Below are 20007 nucleotides of genomic sequence, written 5' to 3' on the forward strand. Positions count from 1 at the left end.
AGCTTCGTAGAGATTGGGGGAATAAATAGAATCAAACAAATTTTGGGTGGTGGCAAACTTACTGAAGAGGAAAGTTGAAAATAGACGGGAAGAGTTGATGCCGACGAAAAGGTGTCTTTGGTTGAGCCTCTCGCTCGATGATCCACGTTTCAGGCCAGCCCTCTTTGTGTGCTGTTTTCAGTGGAGAAAGTTTTCATGAAATGATGCTCTGCCGCAAAAACTGGTGCCGATGCGTTACACCGCGCGCGGGATGGTGGGGCATGGGCTGAGCCTGCAAAAGCCTGCCGCACAGCACTGCGGCGTGCGAGACGCCAGCTGGCGCCGAAACACTTGCCCGCCGAGGCGCAATGAATGGAAATCCAGCACTTGAAGCCAGAGCCAGACGGGCGAAGATCCCTATTGGCGTAACATCCCAAGTTGCAGCGGGGTGACCCTGCCGGCCGGCTCGTTCGCCGCGACGCCGAGCACGCGCCCCGGAGGCGCCGAAACCTGTTTCCGCGGTCGGTGGAAACCGACATGCCATCTGTTGGTGTAAATGGCGGAACAAGACACTTTGCAGCGCCCGGTAGCCGGCTGCGCTTCTGGAACGTTGCGATGGCCTTGAGCAATGACTCCTTTGCGAAGACGCGACATACTCGTCCTCCGGCTATATCGCTTTCGGTATTGTACAAATCCTGAACAAAGTCGTGTGCGAAACCATTCAAAAACTGAATTCAAAATATCGCTTCGATTAATAAATGTTATCTCATCCATATAAAAGCATCAACAATTTCCTGTTCCCTCATTTGTAAGCGATCAAGGCTCTCCTTGCTAATTTCTGTCCAGTTGATCCAACATCGATTGAAATCGACATTGGTCGATGATCGCTTGCAGTAGGGATAATCAATTGCAAAAGATGCCTCCACAAGAAATGCTGTATAGGCACGGCTCAATTCAAAAAAATCATCCTTCATCTGAACCGTCTTCGGGTTTGAAATAATGTTCTCATAGTGCGGTCGATCGTTGGGCATGAAAACGTTGATCGGATAATTTTTTGCAGCCCAATCGTCGGCCGCAACGATCTTGTGACCTTGCGCGCCGAGTTCGGCGATGGACGACCCGTTCCAACACAAAAACAGGTCCACGTACTCGGCCAAATCCTGAAGGTTGAGACCCCGGTGTGCCAACCTGGTGATGTTTTGACCGCAATCAACCTCAACAAGATCCAGGAACCCCTGGTTGGCACAGTTCGAAATACTGAAGTTCACCTCGTGCGGATGCGGCTTTACAAGAAGTATCGTGTCACTGCAATCATTGACGAGACTGACAGTATGATTCAGCCAGTCCTTCATATCTCTATGTGCAGGTCCGCCCTGGTAAGGAACCGCAAGATCATATGGGATCTTGCCCAACGCGCAGAGGATCGTTTTACCGTTATTTTTGTGGGAAGCCAGTTCGGTCAGTAACGCCTTTGCATAGTCATTTGTTTCGCCGGACCGGTTCACCAGGGTGACGCTGTCTGAAATCTCGTCATACTTAGACTTGTTGGGAAGATATTGCTTTTCGTACCACGTTTCGAAAGAATTCCTCGTCCCGAACGACGCTTGCGATGGCGTTGGATTGCGAGTGTTATTAATGAAAGCGAGCGTTGTCAGGGGATGACCGGAAACATTGCTTCTCCAGTTCTCGTATGCGGAACTGAGCGTTACATGAGAAAAGTAGTCTGAATGCACTTCCGCAAAGGCCTTCATTGCAAAGTATGGCGCGTAGTGCCCCAGAAGGCTAAACAGGGTGATCCGAATATTTTTTTCTTTAGCGACCCTTAAAACATCATTAAGGCAAAAGAGAAGTCTATCTGTTTGTCTCATCCAGAATGAAAAATAGTGCCTTGTTGCAGGCGCATTCCAGTCAATGTCAAAAACCTTGAGACATCTGGATACACGTTCATATATTCCCTCGAATACGTTAATTCCATCCGCGGAAATGATGCGTTCTTTCGGATTTATTTCCCAATTCATGAGGTAGGTTTTGTCGTCGGCTGGCTTCCCAGACACGTGTCGAAAATCAAACGAAAGTCGGGGGCCATATTCCCAATTCTTTACAAAAGTATTGGAGTATTCATCCTCGACCAAGTTTCTGAATTTCATGCCATTCTTACTCAAAATAGGAAGTAGGGGCGCTACAAGGTTCGGCCCCACTCGGTCCTCTTGAGTGCAAAAAAGGAGAATATGGTCTCCTTCGGACAAATTTTCTCCGGAATTCGGATCAATGAGGCCGTTTCGAATAAAAAATTCGGTTAGGTCCCGATAATCCTTTATCACCAAATGGTCGATACTTTCTCGCTCGTAAATCATTCGTCTTGAAACATGAAACGGGTCCGGGGAAGTTGTCGCTTCATCGGTGGGTTCAGCCATCTCCTTTTGGAAGAATTTGATTAAGCGATCATCGAAGTCGAGGAGGCGTGCGATATCAAGGTAGGAGGGGATATCGGTGGGCGCGAGAGCTGTCACGTCGATTTCACGCGCCAGGTTTTTCGCCAGTTTGTAGTGGCCGGAGTTCAGGAAGGCACGCGCGAGATCGAGATTGTTCTGAAATAAGAGCCGGGGATTTCGCAATTCCGTCTCAATCAGATCATTGCCCGAGTCCAATGTTGCATTGTCGATAAAGTATGCATCTCGGTGAAGTGTGTTAATTGCAAATTCGTCTGTGCGGCCGCAATCCAAATAGTGCCGTCGCGCCCACTGGGAAAATGCATCCAAGGATTTAAATTGAATGAGGTTTCGAACAAGGTCGTCAAATATCAATTTGTATTCCGCCGGATGATTGGCGATATGAATGAAGCCCGGTTTCTCTGATTTCGTGTTTGATCTAACGCCAAAAAACAGATTACATAAATCGTCTCGTCTCTCGTTGAGGATATTTAGAAGTGGGTCTTTGCTGGATTGGAATCGGATAAAATGAAATGATGGCACGTATATAGCCAGATCCAAACGTTGTTCGACTATATTTATTGCATTAGGGATCGCGACATGGATTAAGTTGTACTCATACGATTGAGCAAGAAGAAAAGAAAGTGCGCGGGCTACGAGAATTCGAAGTGTGGAAGATATGTCAAGGCGCTGATTTGCCCAATCTTCAATTGATGCAGCCTTTTTTTTAGAGCGTTTCTCAATAGTATAAATAATGCGATCTAAGAGATTGAATATCCTGAGAAGACGTTCGTCGCCAGAAATATTTATGCCGCCTTGTCGCATGAAGTGGCCGGTCGCAATACGATACGAGCATGCCATCCGATTTGTGGTGCCGCAGAGTCCTTTTAACCTGTCGTTTGAGAATCCGTCATCCAGCGCATGGGTAACGCGATCTTCCAGCGACTCCAACAGTGCGTCGAGGGTGGTTAGATAAGTTACTTGCTCCAACCTGATTTGTGAGAGATTGAGGCGGCGGAGGAGGTCCGTATCCGTCATTTCTTTTATTTGATGGGGGACGGCCGGTTGGGCGGTCGTCCCGGCGCCCTCGGGAGAAGAGTGTGGCACAGGTGTCTCGATCGGGTCGGATGGATTTGCGTTCAAGAATTGCGTCCTCTCAGTCCGGTTGAAATGCAATTTCGATCCTGGCGATGAAATTAAGCTGCCAATGCATAGCAGTCACCGTATAGGCAGGTTTGGAAATATACAAATCATGTTGATATTGATCAATCTTATCAAGAATGCATAGTTTTCCTGTGATGATGCATTGCGGGGATCGTCAGGCGTGGGCAAGACGCCGCGGATGTAGAGTATGGGCAGTCGTCACACTTCGGGTTGATTTTACCTGCCCGCTTTGCCGTGTCGAGTGACGAATGACATGAAGCGTACCATGGGGAATACACCGTGGTTGGGTTGGTCTGCTGATGTCGTGGGAGTTGGCGAGCCGTGGGGTGGGGCAGGCAGAGGAGCCTCAACAGTGTCGCCGGATCGCGACATCCTTTCAATTGCTGCGCCGCGAGACAGATGGTGGCCTTTGTCGATACTGCGCGTCGGGCTGAGACAGTATCGCCTGAGAAAATGCGCATGCCTCCAGAAATCAGGAATCATTTTCCGGAAAATGTCGTGGAGAGGGATTGGTCGACGCGAGCATTCTGGTGCCGTGGTGCAGTTCCGGCCATTTACCGGACTGGGGCTGAGGCAAGTGTTTGCGCTGCACGGCGGTCGACATTCAGGCCGGCATGGAAGCCGAAGCCAGGATCGCGCGGAGGGGATGGATGGCCGGGGTCGGCAGGTGCCGCATATGCAATGCCTGTCTGCCGGCGCACAATCAGTGTCCGATGACAGTGCTGCCAGATGAAACATCAAAGGGTTTTACGCCGTGTTTCTTCGGTCAGACGGCATGGCCATGCTCTGTCGTGCTCGCGCATATCCTCCGTTAGGGTCAGCGGGCCAGTTTCGCCGGGCTGAGGCGCGCGTCCCGCTCCCCGGTCCGGCTTCGCGGGAGGAGCGGGGCGGGCTTACATGGTCGATCAGAAGATAAAGTCAGAGCCGTCAATCAGGCCGGCTGCTCCGGTTATGGTCACCGAATTCCCAAATGCGTCGGAGATCGTCGCATCGCCGAATGACGCGGCAATTGTCAGATTTCCGATGTTGTTCACACCACTGTGTTCGCTGAAGTCGAGGAACTCCATGCCGTCTTCGAAATCGACAATTGTGTCATTGCCGAAATTCTCGTGAAAGACAAAAGTGTCGACACCGGCGCGTCCCCGGAGCACATCATCTCCGGCACCGCCGGTCAGGATATTGTCCGCGTGATCGCCGTTCAGAATATCGGCGTGGCTCGATCCGGTGAGATTCTCGATGCTGTCGAAGGTATCGCCTGCGGCATGTCCGCCGGCTGCATATCCGGTGAGCAGGGACACATTCACCCCGGCGTCGGAGCCCGTGTAGTCGGCGGTGTCCGAACCGTCGCGCCCGTTGAGGAAGTCGCCTCCGGCGCCGCCCCGCAGAATGTTCGCGGTGTTATCGCCGTTGAGCAGATCGTCGTGGGCCGATCCTGTGACGTTTTCGATGCTGTCGAAAGTGTCACCCGCGGCGTGGCCACCGGCGGCGAAGCCGGTCAGCAGGGAGACGTTCACAGCCGCATTCGAGTCGGAGTAGTCGGCCGTATCCGATCCGCTTCCGCCCACGAGCGTGTCTGCACCGCCGCGCCCCCGCAGGACATCGTTCGAGGCGCCGCCGGTCAGGATGTTGTCCTCGTGATCGCCGCTCAGAATGTCGTCGAAGGCGGTTCCGATGAGGTTCTCGATGCTGCTGAAGGTATCCCCGGCGGCATGCCCGCCAGCTGCATATCCGGTGAGCAGGGACACGTTCACGCCGGCGTCGGAGCCGGTGTAGTCGGCGGTGTCCGAACCGTCGCGGCCGTTGAGGAAGTCGCCGCCGGCGCCGCCGCGCAGGACGTTGGCGCCGTGATCGCCGTTGAGAAGGTCGTCGTGGGCCGACCCGATGAGGTTCTCGATGCTGTTGAAGGTATCGCCTGCGGCGTGCCCGCCGGCAGCGAAGCCGGTGAGCAGGGACACGTTGACGCTGGCGTTGGAGCCGGTGTAGTCGGCGGTGTCCGAACCGCCGCGCCCGTTGAGGAAGTCGCCGCCGGCGCCGCCCCGCAGAATGTTCGCGGTGTTATCGCCGTTGAGCAGATCGTCGTGGGCCGATCCTGTGACGTTTTCGATGCTGTCGAAAGTGTCTCCCGCGGCGTGGCCACCGGCGGCAAAGCCGGTCAGCAGGGAGACGTTCACGGCTGCATCGGAGTCGGAATAGTCGGCCGTATCCGAGCCGGTTCCACCGACGAGCGTGTCCGCGCCGCCACGCCCGCGCAGGACATCGTTCGAGGCGCCGCCGGTCAGGATGTTGTTCCCGTGATCGCCGTTGAGAAGGTCGTCGAAGGCCGACCCGATGAGGTTCTCGATGCTGTTGAGGGTATCGCCTGCAGCATGCCCGCCCGCGGCAAACCCGGTGAGCAGGGAAACGTTCACGCCGGCATCGGAGCCCGTGTAGTCGGCGGTGTCGGCCCCACCATCTCCATTGAGGACATCTCCGCCGGCGCCGCCGCGCAGGATGTTGGCGTCGTGACCGCCGCTCAGAATGTCGCCGAAAGCCGATCCAGTGAGGTTCTCGATGCTGTTGAAGGTATCCCCGGCGGCATGTCCGCCCGTGGCGGTTCCGGTCAGCAGAGACACGTTCACCCCGGCGTTGGAGCCCGTGTAGTCGGCGGTGTCCGAACCGCCGCGGCCGTTGAGGAAGTCGCCGCCGGCGCCGCCGCGCAGGATGTTGGCGTCGTGATCGCCGTTGAGCAGATCGTCGTGGGCCGACCCGATGAGGTTCTCGACGCTGTCGAAGGTATCGCCTGCGGCATGTCCGCCGGCAGCGAAGCCGGTCAGCAGGGACACGTTCACGCCGGCGTCGGAGCCGGTGTAGTCGGCGGTGTCCGAACCGCCGCGCCCGTTGAGGAAGTCGCCGCCGGCGCCGCCGCGCAGGATGTTGGCGTCGTGATCGCCATTGAGCAGATCATCGCGGGTCGACCCGATGAGGTTTTCGATACTGCTGAAGCTGTCCCCTGCGGCATGACCGCCGGCGGCGAAGCCGGTCAGCAGGGACACGTTCACGCCGGCGTCGGACCCCGTGTAATCGGCGGTGTCCGAACCGCCGCGGCCGTTGAGAAAATCGCCGCCGGCGCCGCCGCGCAGGATGTTGGCGGTGTCGTCGCCGTTGAGCAGATCGTCGTAGTCCGATCCGATGAGGTTCTCGATACTGTCGAAGCTATCGCCGGTGGCATGGCCGCCCGCGGCGAAGCCGGTCATCAGAGAGACATTCACACCGGCGTCGGAGGCTGAGTAGTCGGCCGTGTCGAGGCCCGCGCCTCCAGCCAGATGGTCGCCCCCCGCGCCACCGATCAGCGTGTCGTCGCCGCGCATTCCGTGAAGCTTGTTGCTGCCGGCGTTCCCGATCAGGGTGTCGTTGCCGTCGCCGGCCACGGCGTTCTCGACCGCCGTGCCAAGATCCGTGGAAACGCCGTCAATGACCGAAGAACCGCCGCTGAGGTCGATCACCATGTCGGTCGACACCGCCGCGGCGTTGATCCAGTCCTGCGCCCCGGTCGCGCCCGTCAGTGTGGTGCGGGACGCATCGACCGAGACCATGTAATCGAAATCGTCGGTGTAGGTGAAAACCTTGTTGGTCGATGGCGCGCTGCCATGGATATCGATCTCGAGGCCGACGAGGGTGCCCGCCTGAGAGGGGGCGTCTGCATAGACATCCTCAATGACGAGCTGCCACTGTCCCACCGGGCTTTCGCCGCGAAAGCCCTCGAACCCGAGGACCCAGTCGAACCCGTTTGCTCCGCTGCCAACCAAACCGCTGCTGGCGTCGCTGAAATCGACTTCCATTTCGGTCCCGTCCGGGGAAATGAGGGTCATCCGGTAGTCAACGATCCAGCCGTCTTCGATCATCAGGCGCAGCTGGACATTCTCGATCAGCACATCCTCGGTGATGTTGAACGAGTAGGTGGTCGTTCCGGGGCCGCCCTGGTTGATGCTCAGGTTGGGCGAGAAGGACGCCGATACGGTCTGCTCGTTGTTCGAGACCTGCGCCACATTGAAGAGGCTCCAGACTTCGGCCATCCGCACGGCATTGTAGGCATTGGCCATGCCGTAGCCGTAGCTCTGGTGAAAGGTGAGACCGCCGCCGTTCCAGGTCACGGCTCCGTTCGTTTCCCAGTCCCCGACCTCATATGTGTTCGGTGCCCCTCCGATCAGCGCGCCGGTATGGCTTGCCGAGACGCTCAAAATCGTGTGGACATCACGCCATCCGAGATCGGAGTTGGCATCGAGAATGAGAGCGACGACGCCAGAGGTGACAGGCGTTGCGGCGGACGTTCCGCCGAAACTGTTTGTATAGTCGCCCGTGCTGTCAAAGCCGCCGCCCACGCTTTCGTAGCCGCCATTGCCTTGCAGGTCCGTGGTCACGGCTCCGGCGGGCGCGGCAACCAGAATGTTGCTGCCGAAGTTGGTGTACCAGGTCGCGGCGCCAGTCGAGTCGGTGGCGGCCACGGTGATCGTGTGGCGCGACACATTATGGCCCTCGCCATTGGCATCCATCGTGTCGTTGCCCGCGGCCTTTAGCGCGATCGTGCCCAGGCCGCCGCGGCCGTTGGCATGAATGTCTTCGTAGATTGTCTCGAGTATGCCCGACATGCCTGCCGGTTCGCTCAGCGAGCGCGAGGCAAAGAAGCGCGGCGTCGAGCCCCAGCTGTGATTGACGATGTCGAAATTGTCCTGCTGCGACATCGCGTTGTAGAACTCGGTCTTGTCCGCGGCGTTGACATAGGTCGGCAGGTTCGGGTCGAAGATGTTGACACCCGCGATCGTCGCGCCATGCGCGACGCCAACCGTGCCCGTTCCGTTGTTGGCGGCCGCGATCAGGCCCGCGACGGCCGTTCCATGCCCGTCGGTCGGACTGTTCGAGCTGCCGGATTGGGGGCTGCCGCCGATCGTCACATGCAGGGAGCTGTCGTAGTTTCCGGCAAGGTCGGGATGGGTGAACTCGACCCCGTCATCGTAGATGCCGACAGTCACGCCGGAGCCGTCGAACTCGTCCCAGATTGTTTCCACGTCCCCGAGAAGGGGGAAGTGCCACTGGGAGCTGTAGAAATTGTCGGTAGGTGTCAGGCTTGGGGAGGTCGCTTCTCCCTCAGGTGCGACTGCGGCGGCGTCAAAGAGAAACGCATCATCGCTGTAATCGGACCACCACGGCGCCGGGTCACGCTCAGTCATGCCGGGCCACTGAACCACCCCAGGCGACTGAACCGCGGCTGGCGGCTTCAGTGCGGCAGGCGGCGGGAGAACATCGGTGCCGTAGGCTCCCAGGATGTCGCTCGTCGAGTAAGAGCCTACTTCGCCCAGCGTGATTGCAGCGTCGTTGATCGTGCGGCTTGATCCAATAATTTTCTTCATAATCTTCTCGCCTGTATATCCGTTGGCGCCTCTAATATCTTCAAGGTCTTATAAGGTGCCTGTGAATGAATGAAGTCAATCGCGCGTTTCCTCGATCTGCATGACCATGATACTTTGGCCTTGCTGACAAGTCGAGGCTTCGGCCCAATGCCCGCGCACGCGCAGGCGGGTGCCCGGGGGGTATTTGTTTTTCGGGACACGCATCAGGCTGTAGGTTTCGCCATCGACAGTCTGCACCAAAGGACAAATTATTCCGCCTGAAATGGCCGTAACGACCATGTCTAGTGAATCTTGAATGCTGTCCATGAAGCGCTCCGTTCGCGACCGACCTTGGCCTTCTGGCAGATTGCCGACTCTGCAATCTGTAAGCCGACTTACAAGCCGTGTGTCAGACTTAGAAGTTTTCCAGAATGTGAAACCGAAATGTTTTGTGAGCGGGAGAAGGCTCTCCCCAATGGTTAAGCCAAAGTTACAGCCATTGGTGGCAACGCGTCAATGACGAAGGTCGGTCACGGGAAGTAGAAAAATGATTAGGGTAGGAGGGTTTTTCAGAAGTGGAGAGAATAACCGCGGCTAGAAAACACGCAAAGCCACTTTGGGTGGCGAGTTGATGCGAGGATTGAATTCGGTTTTGATGTCTGTTTATTTTCTGAAAAATTAGATGAGTATTCTTTCGATTTTTAATATATCTCTTTTTATTGATTGTGTGAGTAAGTAAATTCTTGGAGGTCGCCTGAGAAGGCCCGACTGGAGACCTTAAATCTATCGGTGGATCCTTGTCTGCTTAACCCGGTTGTGCCGCGTTCCGGGGTCGTCATGCGGGCTGGGGGCTTGGTGGCGTGCGTGCGGTGCGTTGGGTGCCGATCCAGGCGATCGCGTCCGTCGCGGTCCAGTCGGCCCCGGTGTCCGGATGGATATAGGTCGGGTATTGCGCAAGGGCGGCGTGGATCAGGTGGTCCAGCCCGACATTCTGCCTGCGGGCGGGGCGGTGGATGTCGTCTCCGGTGAGGCCCCAGCCTGCATAGAACGGCATGCCGAAGGTGCGGACCGGCTTGCCCCAGATGAGCGCTTCGAAACCGATCTGCGACGTGACGGTGTAGACGGCATCGGCCGCGGCCAGCAGGCCGGCCGGGTGGCATTCCGTCGCCATGACGACGAGCCGCTCGGTGTCGGGCAGCGTGTCCAGCGAGAAGTATCCGCGCTTGTGTCCGGCCATCACCTCGGGATGGATCTTGAGGACGACGGTCTTGTCCGCGTGCTCGTCGAGTGCTGCGTCCAGCATGCGCTGAAACTGTGCCGGCGATGCAAGACCGCCCTCGATCGATGCGTCGCCGTAGGTTTGATCCGCGACCAGGACGAACGGTCCGGCCACCGGGCGCGGGCCGTCCGGCTGGTGATTGTATTTGGACACGCGGTTTTCCCGCCAGGCGGCCGCGAGTTGCGCGCCGGAGGCGAGGGTCCCGGCATCCGCCGGCGCGGCAATCAGGGTCTCGAGGCGGGAGGGCGCGCGGGCATCGAAGAAGATGCCGAGATCGTCCACCACCAGGGAAACGGGGGGCGTGTCGCGCCCCAGTCCGATCGAACGCAGGAAGCCGTCTTCGACGGTCAGGTAGGGCAGGCCGTGTCGCTCCGCGTAGCGCCGCGCGCGCAGCGCGGTTTTCTTCTGTCCCCAGCCCGCGACGGCTGTGAGCTTCGCCGTCGTGAACGGCCAGACACGCCGAACCGGCGCGCCAAGCACGCGATCGAGGTGGGGAATTCGGGACATTCGCGTGGAGAACACGCCAATCACGTCGATGGCCTCCGCCGTTCAAAGGTGCGCAGGCGCCCGGGTTGCCGGGCCGCCGTTCCGCACAGGGCATCCCGATCACATGGGTCCCGCGTGGCCATATGGCCGGCGCGCAGGACAGGTAATCGCGTCCTGTTTGCATCGCGTCAACCACTTGAGGGGTAGGAGAGGGGAATGCGCGCCGGCGCGGCTGAGGCCGCTCCGCGCGTTCCATGGTATGGATTGACGGAGCGCGGCGCCCGGGCCTTTGGGCCGCCGGGAGCCGGCGCGGATCTCGGGCCGCACGGTACGTGTGCGCAAAATGCATTTTTTTCAAGGGGTTTGGCGTGATCGTTCCTTGCATCTTGTCCGGCGGTTCGGGATCGCGGTTGTGGCCCCTGTCCCGGTCGCTGAGGCCGAAGCAGTTCCTGCCCATCTTCGACGGCGAGAGCCTGTTCCAGAAGACGCTTCGGCGGTTTCCCGAGGGCGATTTCGCGGCGCCCATCGTGGTGGCCAATGCCGATCACCGGTTTCTCGTCGGCGAGCAGATGGACGAGGCGGGACGCGGGGCGGGCACTATCGTTCTGGAACCCATGGGGCGCAATACGGCCGCGCCGGCCGCCATCGCCGCGCTGCTCGCGGCGGAGCACGATCCGCAGGCCCTGGTGCTGCTCGCGCCCTCCGACCATCTGATGACGGCGCCCGAGGCCTTCCGCGCGGCCGTGCAGGCGGCGGTTCCGGCGGCGCGTGCCGGGCGGATCGTGACCTTCGGCATCACGCCGCATGAGCCCAACACCGGGTATGGCTACATTCGCCTCGCGGCGGAAGACGGAGCGGAAGCCGTGCGCGCGGTCGAAGCCTTCGTGGAAAAGCCGGACCGGGCGCGCGCGCAAGCCTTTCTCGCATCCGGGGATCATGTCTGGAACGCCGGGATCTTCCTGTTTTCCGCCGGCGCGATGCTGGCGGAGTTCGAGCGCCACGCGCCGCAGGTGCTGGCCGGGGTGCGAACGGCGGTGGCCGACGCGCGCCAGGATCTCGACTTCCTGCGATTGGATGCCGAGGCCTTTGCGGCCGTGCCCGACATCTCGATCGATTATGCGATCATGGAAAAATCCGAGGTCGTCTCCTGCGTGCCCATGGATCCGGGATGGAACGATCTCGGCTCCTGGTCGGCGGTCTGGGAAACGCTCGACAAGGGCGAGGCCGGCAACAGCGCGCTCGGCGAGGCGATGTTCCTCAAAAGCCGCGACAATCTCGTCGTCTCCGATTCCGCCCTGGTGTCCGTCATCGGGCTGGACAAGGTGATGGTGATCGCCACCAAGGACGCGGTGCTCGTCGCGGCGCAGGATCACGCGCAGGACGTCAAGGCCGTCGTCGACCGGCTGAAGGCCGACGGCCGGCGGGAGGTGCGCGAGCACCGGCGGGCCTATCGCCTGTGGGGCTGGCGCGAGGAAATCGCGGCCGGCGATCGCTTTCAGGTTCAGGAGATCGAGATCAAGCCCGGCGCACGGCTCACCGAGCAAAGCCACATGAACCGCTCCGAGCACTGGGTGGTGGTGTCGGGCACGCTCGCCATCACCATCGACGGCGAAACGCACATGCTGACCGAGAACCAGTCGGCCTATGCGCCGGTCGGCGCGCGCCATCGTCTCGCCAACCCGGGCCGCGTGCCCACCCGCGTCATCGAGATTCAATCTGGCGCCTATATCGGCGATGATGACATCATCCGTTTTCCCGAGGCGGGCGGGGAGGCCTGAAGGTCATCCCATGCCCGCGGCCAACGCTTCCGAGGATCTTCATGCTGCCCAAGCCGGTTTCCGATCTGACACCGAACACCTACGCCTTCGAATCGTCGCCGCTGGTCAAGCCGACCGGTTTTCGCGAATACGATGCGCGCTGGCTGTTCGAGAAGGAAATCAACCTGATGGGCATCCAGGCGCTCGGCCTGGGGATCGCGACCCTCATGCACGAGCGCGGCACCCGGCCGGACATCGTCGTCGGGCACGATTTTCGCGGCTATTCGGCCTCGATCAAGATGGCGCTGATCGCCGGGTTGATGGCCGGGGGCGTGCGGGTGCACGACATCGGGTTGGCGCTGTCGCCGATGGCCTATTTCGCGCAATTCGCGCTCGATGTTCCGGCGGTCGCGATGGTCACCGCCTCGCACAATGACAACGGCTGGACCGGCGTGAAGATGGGCATCGACCGCCCGCTCACCTTCGGGCCCGACGAAATGGGCCGGCTCAAGGAGATCGTGCTCGGCGCCGAATTCACGGAAAGGCCCGGCGGCGGCTACCGCTTCGTGGAGGGCTTTCCCGAGCGCTACATCGCCGACCTGACCGACCGGCCGAAGCTCGCGCGGCCGATCAAGGTGGTGGCCGCCTGCGGCAACGGCACGGCGGGCGCCTTCGCCCCGCGCGTTCTGGAGGCGCTCGGCGCCGAGGTCGTGCCGCTCGATTGCGAGCTGGACCATACCTTCCCGCGCTACAATCCGAACCCGGAAGACATGAAGATGCTGCACGCCCTGCGCGACACCGTGCTGGAAACGGGCGCGGAAGTGGGGCTCGGCTTCGACGGCGACGGCGACCGCTGCGGCGTGGTCGACAACGAGGGCGCGGAGATCTTCGCGGACAAGGTCGGCGTGATGCTCGCCCGCGACCTGTCGGCCCTGCATCCGGGCTGCCGCTTCGTGGTCGACGTGAAGTCGACGGGGCTCTTCGACACCGATCCGGTGCTGCAGCAGAACGGGGCGCGGACCGACTACTGGAAGACCGGGCATTCCTACATCAAGCGGCGGGTCAACGAGCTCGACGCGCTCGTCGGTTTCGAGAAGTCCGGCCACTATTTCTTCAACCAGCCGATCGGGCGCGGCTATGACGACGGGCTCGTCTCGGCGATCGCGATCCTCGACATGCTCGACCGCAACCCGGACAGGACCATGGCGGACCTGCGCCGCGCGCTGCCGATGACCTGGGGCTCGCCGACCATGTCGCCCCATTGCGACGACGAGACCAAATACGACGTCGTCGAGCGCGTCGTCGCCCGCGTCAAGGCCATGGCGGAGAGCGGAGACCCCGTCGGGGGCCACGCCATCACCGATCTGGTGACGGTCAACGGCGTGCGGATCGTCACCGACGACGGCACCTGGGGCCTGGTGCGCGCCTCCTCCAACAAGCCGGAGCTCGTGGTCGTGGTCGAAAGCCCGGTCTCGGAGGAGCGCATGCGGGCGATGTTCGCCGGCGTCGATGCGATCCTGCGAGAGAACCCGGAAGTCGGCGCCTACAACCAGACCATCTGAGCGGAAAGGGGCCGGCGTGCGCGATACGGGGGGCGATCTTCACACGGCGTTGACGGCCGCGCGCGACCGCTTGCGCCACTGGCTTCTGCGCGAGTCGCTTCCCCTGTGGACCTCCGCCGGCGTCGATCCGGCAACCGGCGGGTTTCGCGAAAGTCTCGACCGGCGCACCGGCGCGCCGACGGCGGCGCCGACCCGTCCGCGCGTGCCGCCGCGCCAGATCTATGCGGTGCTGACCGGCGCGGCACTCGGTTGGCAGGGGCCGGCGGAGGCGCTGGCCCTGCGGGCGCTCGCAGACTACCACCGCCGCTTTCGCGTCGCCGACGGGACGCTGCGCCCCGAGCCGGTGGTGGCGGGCGGCGTGCGCCCCTGCGATCTCTACGATCAGGCCTTCGCGCTCTTCGCCTATGCGGCGCTCGCCGAGGCGGTTCCCGCAAAGCGGCCTGCGATGGAGGCGGAGGCCGCGCATCTGCTCGCCACCTTGCGCGAGCGCCTGCGACATCCCGCCGGCGGGTTTCAGGAGGATGCGCCGCCGCGCCTGCCGCTTCGGGCCAATCCGCACATGCATCTCTTCGAGGCCGCGCTGGCCTGGGAAGCGGTGACGGAAGATGCCGCGTGGCCCGCGCTGGCGGACGAAATCGCCGGGCTCGCCCTGGCGCGCTTCATCGATGCCGAAACGGGCGCCTTGCGCGAGTTCTTCGCCGCCGACTGGACGCCGATGCCGGATGAGACGGGACGGATCGTGGAGCCGGGCCATCAGTTCGAGTGGGCGTGGCTGCTGAGGCGCTGGGGTCTCAAACGGGACCGGCAAGACGCGCTTGCCGCCGCGCGCCGGCTCTTCGCCATCGGCTGCGCGCACGGCATCTGCCCGCAGCGCAAGATGGCGGTCCTGTCGCTGACCGACGATTTCGCCGTTCTGGATCCGGTGGCCCGGCTCTGGTCGCAGACGGAATGGCTCAAGGCGTCGCTCGCGATGGGCGAGATCGCGGAGACCGCGGCGGAGCGGGCCGCCTGCCGGCGTCAGGCGCTGGACGCCGTTGCGGCGCTCGAGCGCTTTCTGGACACGGAAACACCCGGCACATTTGCGGGGGCCTGGCACGACAGGCTCGGGCCCGATGGCACCTTCGTGGACGAACCGGCGCCGGCGAGTTCCTTCTACCACATTGTCTGCGCGATCTCCGAGTTGGACGCGGTGCTGGCGCGGGGCGGGGTCTGACGATGTCGCACTTGCCGCCGTTGGTCGGGTATGCGACACCGCGCGGGCAGTAACCCGCAGCCCGTCCGCCTGCGGGGCTCGAGGATCACCGCATATGTCCGCCGACGTCGTTTCTTCAGAGCCCGAAACCCCGGCCTCCCGTTTGCAGAGCCCGCTCGAGACATTGCGCGCGCGGATGCAGGACCGCTCGGCGGTCATCGGCATCATCGGGCTCGGCTATGTCGGTCTGCCGCTGGCGTTGCGCTTCAGCGAGCTGGGGCATGCCATCGTCGGCTTCGACGTGGACGCGACCAAGGTCGCCGATCTCAACGCCAAGGGCGGCTATGTCCGCTATCAGGGCCAGACGCGCGAGAGCGTGCGCTTTCACAGCCGCTTCGAGGCGACGACCGATTTCGCCCGGGCGGGCGAGTGCGACGCGCTGATCCTCTGCGTGCCGACCCCGCTTGGAAAATCCCACGATCCCGACATCGGCTACATCCTCGACGCGGCGGCGAGCATCCGTCCGCATCTGCGCCCCGGCCAGGTGATCGCGCTGGAATCGACCACCTATCCCGGCACCACCGAAGAGGACATGCTGCCCGCGCTCGCCCGCGAGGATCTGACGGTGGGCGAGGACGTCTTCGTCGTCTATTCGCCCGAGCGCGAGGACCCGGGCAACGCCAAATACGGCATCCGCCAGATCCCGAAGGTGATCAGCGGGGTGACGCCGGCCTGCCTGCAGGCGGCCGAGGCGCTTTACGGCGGCGCGGTCGACACGCTGGTGCCGGTGTCCTCGACCCGCGCGGCGGAAATGACCAAGCTCCTGGAAAACATCCACCGGGCGGTCAACATCGGGCTCGTGAACGAGATGAAGACGGTGGCCGACCGCATGGGGCTCGACATCTTCGAGGTGGTCCGGGCGGCCGCCACCAAGCCCTTCGGCTTCACGCCCTTCTATCCGGGGCCGGGGGTCGGCGGGCACTGCATCCCGGTCGATCCCTTCTATCTCACCTGGAAGGCGCGCGAATACGGGCTGCACACGCGCTTCATCGAGCTGGCCGGCGAGATCAACCGTTACATGCCGGAGTATATCGTCGAGAAGCTGATGGACGCGCTCAACGGCGCGCGCAAGGCGCTCAACGGCGCGAGGGTGCTGGTGCTCGGCGTCGCCTTCAAGAAGAACATCGACGACATGCGCGAATCCCCCAGCGTGCGCGTGGTGGAGCTGATCGCGGAGAAGGGGGGCGACGTCGCCTATGCCGATCCGCATGTGCCGACGCTGACGCTCGAAGAGGGCAAGGGCGCCAGCCTGACAGCGCAGCCTTTCGACGCGGCGGCGATTGCCGGCTACGACGCGGTGGTGATCGCCACCGATCACGATGCCTTCGATTACGAGATGATCGCGCGCGAGGCGAAGCTCATCGTCGACACGCGCGGGCGTTATCCGGCCAGCCAGGCGCGGGTGACGCGCGCCTGACGGCGGATACGCGCTCTCATGCGGGACGGCGGGTATTCGCGGCGGCGAGCATTGTATTTTGCGCGCCGGTCGGATACCCCACGGATCGGCTTACGATGGCGTCCCTGCCGCGCATGGGAGAGACGCCCAACAGGGTCAACAACACAGCGGGACGTTCGGTATGTATGAGGCCATCGATCCAAACCCCAGTTTTCCGAAACTCGAGGAAGAGATCCTCAAGTTCTGGGAGGAAAACCGGATTTTCGAGGCCTCCGTCGAGCAGCGCCGCAATCAGGACAGTGCCGGCGAATATGTCTTCTACGACGGGCCTCCGTTCGCCAACGGCCTGCCGCACTACGGCCATCTGGCCACCGGCTTCGTCAAGGACCTGATCCCGCGCTATCGCACCATGCGCGGCGATTGCGTCGTGCGCCGCTTCGGCTGGGACTGCCACGGGCTTCCGGCCGAACTGACGGCGGAGAAGGAACTCGGCATCTCCGGCCGCAACGAGATCCTCGACTACGGCATCGGCAACTTCAACGCCCATTGCTCGGTCTCGGTCATGCGCTTCACCAACGAGTGGCGCTATTACGTCGAGCGGCAGGGGCGCTGGGTCGATTTCGAGAACGATTACAAGACGATGAACCTTTCCTTCATGGAAAGCGTCATCTGGGGCTTCAAGCAGCTGTGGGACAAGGGGCTCGTCTATCGCGGCTATCGCGTGGTGCCCTATTCCTGGGCGGTGCAGACGCCGCTGTCGAACTTCGAGACCCGGCTCGACAATTCCTACCGCGAACGCCAGGACCCCGCGCTGACCGTCGGCTTTCTGCTGAAGGACGACCGCTTCGCGGACGTTCCCACACGGCTGCTCGCCTGGACGACCACGCCCTGGACGCTGCCGTCGAACCTGGCGCTCGCCGTCGCCCCCGATCTCGACTACGCCGTCCTTGAGAAGGACGGCCAGCGCGTGATCCTGGCCGAGGCAGCACTTGAGCGCTACGAGCGCGAGTTCGGCGACTGGACCCGCGTCGCGACGCACACCGGCGCGGCGCTGGCCGATGCGCGCTACGAGCCGCTGTTTCCCTATTTCAAGGAAACGGAGAACGCCTTCCAGGTGCTCGCCGCCGATTTCGTCGAGGCGGGCGACGGCACGGGCTGCGTGCACATCGCGCCGGGCTTCGGCGAGGACGACTTCGAACTCGCCAAGGCGCGCGGCATCCCGCTTGTGGTGCCGGTCGACGAGGCCGGCAAGTTCACCAGCGAGGTGCGCGATTACGCCGGCGAGAACGTGCTGGAGGCCAATAAGGCGATCATCAGGGATCTGAAGGCGCAAAACGTCGTCTTCCGCCACGAGACCTACCTGCACGACTATCCCCATTGCTGGCGCACCGACACGCCGTTGATCTACAAGGCGATCGACGCCTGGTACGTCGCCGTTTCGCAGTTCAAGGATCGCATGGTCGAGCTGAACCGGGAGATCGATTGGGTGCCGGCGCATGTGCGCGACGGACAGTTCGGCAAGTGGCTGGAAAACGCCCGCGACTGGAACATCTCGCGCAACCGCTTCTGGGGCTGTCCGATCCCGGTCTGGGTGAGCGACGATCCCGCTTATCCGCGCATGGACGTCTACGGCTCGCTCGATGACATCGAGCGCGATTTCGGCGTGCGCCCGGACGATCTGCACCGGCCGATGATCGACGAGCTGGTGCGCCCGAACCCGGACGATCCGACCGGCAAGTCGATGATGCGCCGCGTGCCGGAGGTGCTCGACGTGTGGTTCGATTCCGGCTCCATGCCGTTTGCCCAGGAGCATTACCCGTTCGAGAACAAGGCGCATTTCGAGCGGAACTTCCCGGCCGACTTCATCGTGGAATATGTCGCGCAGACGCGCGGCTGGTTCTACACGCTGATGGTGCTCTCCACCGCGATCTTCGACCGCGCGCCCTTCCGCAACGCGGTCTGCCACGGCGTCGTGCTGGACGAGAACAAGCAGAAGCTTTCCAAGCGGCTGCAGAACTATCCCGATCCGGTCGAGGTGTTCGACACCTACGGGGCGGACGCGCTGCGCTGGTACATGCTGTCCTCGCCGCTGCTGGTCGGCGGCGATCTCGCGGTCGCCAAGGACGGGCGCGGCATCGCCCAGGCGCTCCGCCAGGGCATCATCCCGATCTGGAGTGCCTATTACTTCTTCACGCTCTACGCCAATGCCGACCGGTACAAGGCGCAAGTGCGCTTCGATCAGGACAACCTGCTCGACCGCTACATCCTGGCCAAGACGCGCGAGCTGATCGAGAAGGTGCAGGGCTCGCTCGACGCCTACGACATCCCCTCGGCTTATTCGCATGTGCCGGGCTATATCGACGCGCTCAACAACTGGTACATCCGCCGCTCGCGCGCCCGCTTCTGGGGCGAGGAGATGACCCAGGACAAGCGCGACGCGCTCGACACGCTCTACACGGTCCTGACGCATCTGATGCGCACGCTGGCGCCGATGATGCCCTTCGTGGCGGAACGCATCTACAAGGGACTGACGGGGGAGACCTCCGTGCATCTGGCCGACTGGCCGGATGCCGGCGCGATGCCGAGCGATCCCGATCTGGTGCGCCGGATGGACCTGATCCGCGACGTCTGCGCCTCCGTCATGTCGCTGCGCGAGCAGAAGCGCCTGCGCGCCCGCCTGCCGCTCAAGACGCTGACGGTCGCGCACAAGGAGATCGAGGATCTGCGCCCCTATGCGCAGCTCATCGCCGACGAGGTCAACGTCAAGGAACTGATCCTCAAGGACGATCCGCTGTCGGTGGGCGATCACACGCTGGTCGTGCGGCCGCAGATCGGCAAGCGGCTTGGCAAGAAGATGAAGGAGGTGATGGCCGCCTCCAAGTCGGGCGACTGGACGCTGCGCGCCGACGGCATCGTCGAACTGGCCGGGGTCGAGCTGCCGCCGGAGGATTACACCATGCGCGTCGTCGCGCCGGAGGGCTCCGACACCGGGCTCTTCGACGCCATGCGCGGCGTGGTGCTGATGGACACGCAGGTCTATCCGGACCTGGAACGCGAGGGGTATGCCCGCGACATCGTCCGCCTGATCCAGCAGACCCGCAAGGATGGGGGGCTCGACGTGAGCGACCGCATCCGCCTCAACCTCGTGCTGCCCGACAGCCTCGTGCAGGCGGTGGAAGAACACCGCGAGCGCATCGCCCAGGACACGCTCGCCAGGGCGTTGACCATCGGCGAGCGAATCGAGGGCGGCGTGCGGGCGACCCATGAGGTCGGCGGCGCGGAGATCGTGATCGAACTGGAGAAGGTCGCGGGCTGAGCCGCGCGCCCTTTGTTGCTACGG

The 20007-nt window shown here is 62.0% G+C and carries 9 protein-coding genes; 5 read left to right on the top strand and 4 right to left on the bottom strand.

The window, feature by feature from the left end:
- Nucleotides 1-740: 740 nt before the first annotated feature.
- The 4 genes from ABL312_RS05165 to ABL312_RS05180 all read right to left on the bottom strand — a co-directional run bounded on the left by ABL312_RS05165 (nt 741) and on the right by ABL312_RS05180 (nt 10745).
- On the bottom strand, nt 741-3551 hold the full coding sequence (locus ABL312_RS05165; protein ID WP_349360303.1) for a hypothetical protein: 2811 nt from the start codon (nt 3549-3551) through the stop codon (nt 741-743).
- A gap of 926 nt (nt 3552-4477) precedes the next feature.
- On the bottom strand, nt 4478-8956 hold the full coding sequence (locus tag ABL312_RS05170; RefSeq protein ID WP_349360304.1) for a S8 family serine peptidase: 4479 nt from the start codon (nt 8954-8956) through the stop codon (nt 4478-4480).
- A 75-nt stretch (nt 8957-9031) separates the two neighbouring features.
- Nucleotides 9032-9262, bottom strand: coding sequence for a hypothetical protein (locus tag ABL312_RS05175; RefSeq protein ID WP_349360305.1), 231 nt, complete (start codon nt 9260-9262; stop codon nt 9032-9034).
- A 508-nt stretch (nt 9263-9770) separates the two neighbouring features.
- Nucleotides 9771-10745, bottom strand: coding sequence for a capsular biosynthesis protein (locus ABL312_RS05180; RefSeq protein WP_349360306.1), 975 nt, complete (start codon nt 10743-10745; stop codon nt 9771-9773).
- Nucleotides 10746-11110: 365 nt separating this feature from the next.
- On the opposite strand from ABL312_RS05180, the gene ABL312_RS05185 reads away from it, so the two are divergent.
- The 5 genes from ABL312_RS05185 to ileS all read left to right on the top strand — a co-directional run bounded on the left by ABL312_RS05185 (nt 11111) and on the right by ileS (nt 19983).
- The gene (locus tag ABL312_RS05185) at nt 11111-12478 is read left to right on the top strand and encodes a mannose-1-phosphate guanylyltransferase/mannose-6-phosphate isomerase (RefSeq protein WP_349360307.1); all 1368 of its coding nucleotides are present in this window, start codon (nt 11111-11113) and stop codon (nt 12476-12478) included.
- Nucleotides 12479-12519: 41 nt separating this feature from the next.
- The gene (locus ABL312_RS05190; RefSeq protein ID WP_349360308.1) at nt 12520-14019 is read left to right on the top strand and encodes a phosphomannomutase/phosphoglucomutase; all 1500 of its coding nucleotides are present in this window, start codon (nt 12520-12522) and stop codon (nt 14017-14019) included.
- A gap of 16 nt (nt 14020-14035) precedes the next feature.
- A complete protein-coding gene (locus ABL312_RS05195; protein WP_349360309.1) occupies nt 14036-15232 on the top strand; it encodes an AGE family epimerase/isomerase in 1197 nt (398 codons plus the stop codon).
- A gap of 94 nt (nt 15233-15326) precedes the next feature.
- Nucleotides 15327-16688 (top strand): nucleotide sugar dehydrogenase, encoded by a 1362-nt coding sequence (locus ABL312_RS05200; RefSeq protein WP_349360310.1) that lies wholly within the window; start codon nt 15327-15329, stop codon nt 16686-16688.
- 160 nt (nt 16689-16848) lie between these two features.
- On the top strand, nt 16849-19983 hold the full coding sequence (ileS, locus tag ABL312_RS05205; protein WP_349360311.1) for an isoleucine--tRNA ligase: 3135 nt from the start codon (nt 16849-16851) through the stop codon (nt 19981-19983).
- Nucleotides 19984-20007: the final 24 nt, after the last annotated feature.

This window comes from Stappia sp. (genome assembly GCF_040110915.1).
Classification (GTDB): Bacteria; Pseudomonadota; Alphaproteobacteria; order Rhizobiales; family Stappiaceae; genus Stappia.

Coding starts and splice junctions, on each gene's coding strand:
- ABL312_RS05170 (WP_349360304.1), bottom strand. CDS start 8,956: ATGAAGAAAATTATTGGATCAAGCCGCACGATCAACGACGCTGCAATC.
- ABL312_RS05175 (WP_349360305.1), bottom strand. CDS start 9,262: ATGGACAGCATTCAAGATTCACTAGACATGGTCGTTACGGCCATTTCA.
- ABL312_RS05190 (WP_349360308.1), top strand. CDS start 12,520: ATGCTGCCCAAGCCGGTTTCCGATCTGACACCGAACACCTACGCCTTC.
- ABL312_RS05200 (WP_349360310.1), top strand. CDS start 15,327: ATGTCCGCCGACGTCGTTTCTTCAGAGCCCGAAACCCCGGCCTCCCGT.
- ileS (WP_349360311.1), top strand. CDS start 16,849: ATGTATGAGGCCATCGATCCAAACCCCAGTTTTCCGAAACTCGAGGAA.